Origin of the sequence: Helicobacter monodelphidis (assembly GCF_003288845.1) — a bacterium.
Lineage (GTDB): Bacteria > Campylobacterota > Campylobacteria > Campylobacterales > Helicobacteraceae > NHYN01.
Genome location: NZ_NHYN01000040.1, coordinates 1 through 5,108, shown reverse-complemented (window position 1 = coordinate 5,108; position 5,108 = coordinate 1). Strand labels below are relative to the sequence as shown.

The window sequence follows — 5,108 nt, the reverse complement described above, 5'->3', positions numbered from 1 at the left end:
GATGAGTCAAGCGAATGCAACACAACAAAATATCTTAAGATTACTCCAGTAGTCTTCTTAAGAATTGTTTTAAGCCTTAGGCTCCCCTCTTGGGGGGCTGGCGACCTAAAAAGTCCATTAGAATGTCATTCATTATCGAGGTTTTTTTAGCAGTAGGTTCTATTCTAGCCTTTGTTAATTTTTTTAAAGTCAAACATCTCCAAAAACAGATTCAAGTACTCAAGCAAGAATTACATAAACAATCATCAAGCTCTTATCGCCCCATACAAAATCTAAAAATACAGGATTCAGCTAAAACAAGACAAGAAGCTTTCAAAGAACAGTTCAGACAACATCTAAATAGCAAAACATTCACTCCAAAAAATCCACAACAAAATACAGATTCACAATCTAAGCAAAATACAACACCAAAAAACTTTGAACGATTTTTCACGCAAAAAATTTTTGCGATTATTGGAGGTATTTTTCTTATATTAGCAACTTTTTTCTTAATACAATACTCCCTTACCCATCAAATCCTGACCCCAAAAATGCGTATTGGTCTAGCAATTTTTTCTGGCTTCTGTCTGTTGGTTGTTGGGAATATATTATTTCATAAATATTCACAACAAACCTCCTTACAAAGAATCGCACAAATTCTAATCGGTTCAGCATTTGTTATTCTTTTTCTGAGCTTTTACGGAGGCTATCGTATTTATGGTTTTTTTGGAGTCGAAAATAGCTTCCTTATATTAGCTTTAATTGCTATGTGCAGTTTAGTTGCTTCTGTTTATTACGGGATTCTAGTTGGATTTTTTGGACTTATTGGCGGAATGATTACACCTACCCTCTTTGCTGAAAATACAGACTATAATCCCTACTTTATTTTTGGTTATATTTTTTTATTTTACCTCATCTCTATATTTTTACATTTCAAAAAAGGTTATAAAAATATCCATCTTGTCAGCATATTATTTGTCTTTTTATATATTTTACATTTTATTTTGTTCTATGCTGTTGATTTTAATAGTCATCTCGTTTTAGCCCTTTGTATCCTGCTTATCATTAACTCTATTGGTTTTCGCAACAACAATGATATAGAACAAATTTCCATACTCTCTATTTCTTATTTCTTATTCACTTTTCTTTTATTAAATGTTAATATTCAAGCTTTAGAATGGGGAATTTTAGGAATTCTAATTTTTATTTCAGCATTATTGACTTTTATCCGATACCATTCACATAAACAAATTTCCCCCCTACTCTTAAGCCTCCTTAGCACATTTACCATACTCATTTCTGTCAATCAATATGAATATGTATTTACTCCATACCTATGCTTTTTTGGCTTATATTTAGCTATTACCCTATACTGCCTTTATTTTGGTTTAGCCTTCACGATTGTTTTTTGTATTCTGGCTGGATTTTACCTTTGTGGTATTTTATGTTTTGAATACTCGGATATGAATATTTTTATTACTATTTGCATCTTCTTATTTTGCTTACTTGCATATTTTAGCATGGTAAAACAGAAAGTTCAAATAGGAATCTTTCCAACACTTTTTTTTGCTTTAGGCATTCTTACTCTAACCCATACTCTTTATTTGTTACTTCCTGAATCCACTCGATATATTGGCTACTTACTTGAAAGTGCTTTGATTTTACTAAGCTTATCTTTAATTCAGAAAAAACCTTCACTACCACAAATTTGGAAATCTGAATTTTTATTTTTATGTGTTTTTATGTTTATTCTTTTACCTTTAGGTAATAACTTTATTCAAATGCTCTTTTTTAGCCTTTTTGATTTACAATATAGCCCTTATCTTCCTTGGAAATATTTATTTGCCTACCTCTTAGCAATGGGCTACTACCTATTTTTCTTTCCATTTGATAAAAACACAAATTCTCTTGGTTTATTTTTATGGTTTTTAATTTCTGGATTAACCTTGTTGCTCTTGATTGGCCTTGTTGAAAAAATCATCTTGACCTTCTGCTATTCTTTTATATATCTTAAATATAGCATTAATGTCATTGCATTTGCAATTCTTTCAATTCTTAGCCTCAAATGCAAAAAACTTTCAAACTATGTGACTATTATTTTTGCACTCAAGGCACTCTATGATTTAATTATTTTTGTTTCTATTTTGTATAATCCATTATTTCAAGAATTATACATCCTGAAATATCCTAAGCTCGAACCTTTGCTGATGATTATTTGCGGATTCTTTATCCCAACATTCTTGCTATGGTTGGCGTATATTCACATTCAAACTCGTAAAATTCACACCCCTTTTATTCACCTTCTGCAAACTGCTATCTTTTGTTATGGCTTATTGAGTATTTTGATTTTAATCCGTTATCTGTTTTGGTATCAAACATTTCAAGATTCTGTATTTATTGGGGAAGCACTCTGGTATGGAGGTATCAGCACATTCGAAAACTACATCTATACACTTACTTTAGCAATACTGGCAACAACCACATTTCTTTTATCACCTATATTTAAGATTCATATCCTTAGGATCTATTCACTCATCTTATTTGTAGGATTAATTTTGAAATTATTTTTCGTTGATGCAAATTCTGTAGAAGGGATTGCAAAGATATTGCTCTTTCTTACAATGGGATTATTATTACTAATTATTTCATATCTTTACTCAAAATATATTTTTAAATCCAAGATATGAGCCTTACTCTTCAGCGTCCCACTTTCCTAATGGGCATTCGGATTTTTTATACTTAACCTTCATTTTAACAAAGCAACCGCATTCTTTGCAGTTTTTCGTTAAGGCAAACAAGCGGTCACAAGCAAGGCAAATATGGAGCCGTTTTTGTTGAATCTCCAAATCTACATGCGGAGATTCAGCTATCCCAAAATGGTAAAGACTATCCTCTTTAATCGCATCATAAATATTATATTTTTGTTTATTTTTTTGCTTTTTTTCACAAGGGCAACGGCTCATAAAATACACTTAAAATTTAAGGTTTACGCCCAATGTAAATGTGATGGGATCATCAATTTCATAAGAACGTCTTGTAATGTTTGGGTCTGGGTCTGAAAGAGCTCCTGTGTATTTCTCACCCACTCCAAGATTTAGATAACGGATTCTTCCCTCCACCTCTAAAAAAGAAAGAGGTGTAAGCACAATACCGCCACCAAAACCAAAACTCACCTTATTCTTATCACCAAACAAATCATCTCTTGTAACCTTTGGGTGGGTTTGGAATTGAGTAAAATGTAAATTAGGTCCAATAAACAAACCAACAATAGGAAGAAAATCAAAGCGATACTCCGCATTCAAAGCAAAAGTATTAAGATTCACATCACCTGTAATGAAATCACCCATTCCATACTTTCCGCTTGTATAATCGACATAAAGTCGCATCGCATGCTCTTTCTGGAAGTAAAAATCATAACCTAACTTTGCTCCATAAACAAAACTGCTGTTATTTTTTTCATTTTCATACCAATCATACTCAATCCCTAAATTTCCATAAGCATCAGAATTTGTACCAAGCATACCAAGTCCGCCCATTACGCCCACAACAAGTCCACTCTCTCCAGCAAGCACTGGAACACTTAACAGCGAACATAAACCAGCTGACAAAGCTAATTTCTTTAGTTTTGTAATCATTGAATGACTCCTAAAAATTAAATTAACTCTCCATTATACAATAAAAAATTCAATTAAACACAAACATAAATGTGTAGATTTGAATATTTTTCATGTAATGAATATTTTATTTTCATTTTTTTATTGTTATTTAAGCTATCCTACTTTAGCATTTTCTATTCATTGCAAAACTTTTTACCCAAACAATGCTTGAAGGATTTCTATGTATTTCTTGCAACACCTCAAAATAGGGACAAAACTTATCCTTATTGTCGCTAGTGCCGTCCTTGTTGGCTTAACAGCTATGACAATCGCAGTTCTTTATCAATCTCAATCAATATTGGAAAAAGAGGCAGAAAAACTTCTCTATAATGCAGCTAAGCGTCAAGCAAATTATATTATGCCTGCCTTTGATGAGAGCTTTGGAATCTTGGAATCGACACAGAGTATTGTAAAAAATATGCCTGAAGAACAAATAACCGAACGATTCATAGATAATATCACAAAAAGTGTCCTTGACACATCAAATTGGGCATCTCATGCTTTTGCTTATATTTATGATGACCCAGAATTTTTGCAGACTATCCCAAACACAACAGATACAACCATCATACAAAATGGTAGAACAGAATTCTTGCTTGTCTTAAAAGATGACGACTTAGAAAGACAAGGTGGTATATCCCCCCTTTCTCCAGACCCTAGATTCTTGCAAGCCACCGCTATTCAGCAAGCCATTCAAACACAAAAGGCGGTATTAGGTGAGCCTATGAATATAAAAATTGGCAATGAGGAGTATTTTGGAGTCAATATTGCTACTCCTCTTTTTAAGAAAGGTAAGATGATTGGGGTTATTGGATTGAGTATTGATTTGCAACAACTTACAGAAGAAGTGATTTTAGATAAAGCCAACTATGTTTATGGTAATGACTTTATTGCAGTTCTTTCACCCAATGCCGTTTATGCTGCAAGCCCGATTCAACAAATACTCGGTAAAAAAGCAACAGATGTCAATCCACACCCCTCCATTAAAATAATGGCAGAAGCACAAACAAATAGGCAAGATGGCTTTTTTGAACTAATCAGTATGAATAATGAGAAATCTTTTGCTGGACTTGCAAACTTTGAAATATGGCGTGAGACAGGCATTTACTGGTCTGTTGTTGTAGTTGCACCAGAAGCATCTGTTTTTGCACCCATAAGCAATGTAACAAGCGTAATGATTGCGTCATCCACCATCACATTCTTACTTATTATGATTGTCGTAATGTACTATGTTCGCACAAAACTTGTTTCTCGTATTCACCATATTTCTGATACACTTCTTGAATTCTTTGGCTATCTTAACCATAAAGTAAAAGTTGCACCAAAACCATTGAAGATTATCGCTGAAGATGAGTTAGGAAAAATGGGGGTTGCGATTAACGAAAACATCCAACAAACAAATATAAATTTAGATATTGATGCAAAACTTGTTAAAGAATCCTTAGAAGTTGTAGAATTTGCCTCAAAGGGTAG

The 5,108-nt window shown here is 32.9% G+C and carries 4 protein-coding genes; 2 read left to right on the top strand and 2 right to left on the bottom strand.

Annotation, left to right across the window (positions count from 1 at the left end; genetic code table 11):
• Positions 1 to 122: 122 nt before the first annotated feature.
• The gene (locus CCZ01_RS09580; protein ID WP_112052989.1) at positions 123 to 2,666 is read left to right on the top strand and encodes a DUF2339 domain-containing protein; all 2,544 of its coding nucleotides are present in this window, start codon (positions 123 to 125) and stop codon (positions 2,664 to 2,666) included.
• Between the two features lie 3 nt (positions 2,667 to 2,669).
• Here the strand turns inward: CCZ01_RS09580 and CCZ01_RS09575 are convergent, their stop codons facing one another.
• The gene (locus CCZ01_RS09575; RefSeq protein WP_220106550.1) at positions 2,670 to 2,942 is read right to left on the bottom strand and encodes a DUF6171 family protein; all 273 of its coding nucleotides are present in this window, start codon (positions 2,940 to 2,942) and stop codon (positions 2,670 to 2,672) included.
• Positions 2,943 to 2,951: 9 nt separating this feature from the next.
• Positions 2,952 to 3,614: an outer membrane beta-barrel protein gene (locus CCZ01_RS09570; protein WP_112052988.1), complete on the bottom strand. Its 663-nt coding sequence runs from the start codon at positions 3,612 to 3,614 to the stop codon at positions 2,952 to 2,954.
• 202 nt (positions 3,615 to 3,816) lie between these two features.
• Here CCZ01_RS09570 and CCZ01_RS09565 point away from each other — a divergent pair.
• Positions 3,817 to 5,108: PDC sensor domain-containing protein (locus tag CCZ01_RS09565; RefSeq protein WP_458692863.1), on the top strand; the 1,292-nt coding region annotated here is incomplete at its 3' end.

Excerpts from the sequence above, each read along its gene's own strand:
- CCZ01_RS09580 (WP_112052989.1), top strand. The coding sequence starts at position 123 with ATGTCATTCATTATCGAGGTTTTTTTAGCAGTAGGTTCTATTCTAGCC.
- CCZ01_RS09575 (WP_220106550.1), bottom strand. The coding sequence starts at position 2,942 with ATGAGCCGTTGCCCTTGTGAAAAAAAGCAAAAAAATAAACAAAAATAT.
- CCZ01_RS09570 (WP_112052988.1), bottom strand. The coding sequence starts at position 3,614 with ATGATTACAAAACTAAAGAAATTAGCTTTGTCAGCTGGTTTATGTTCG.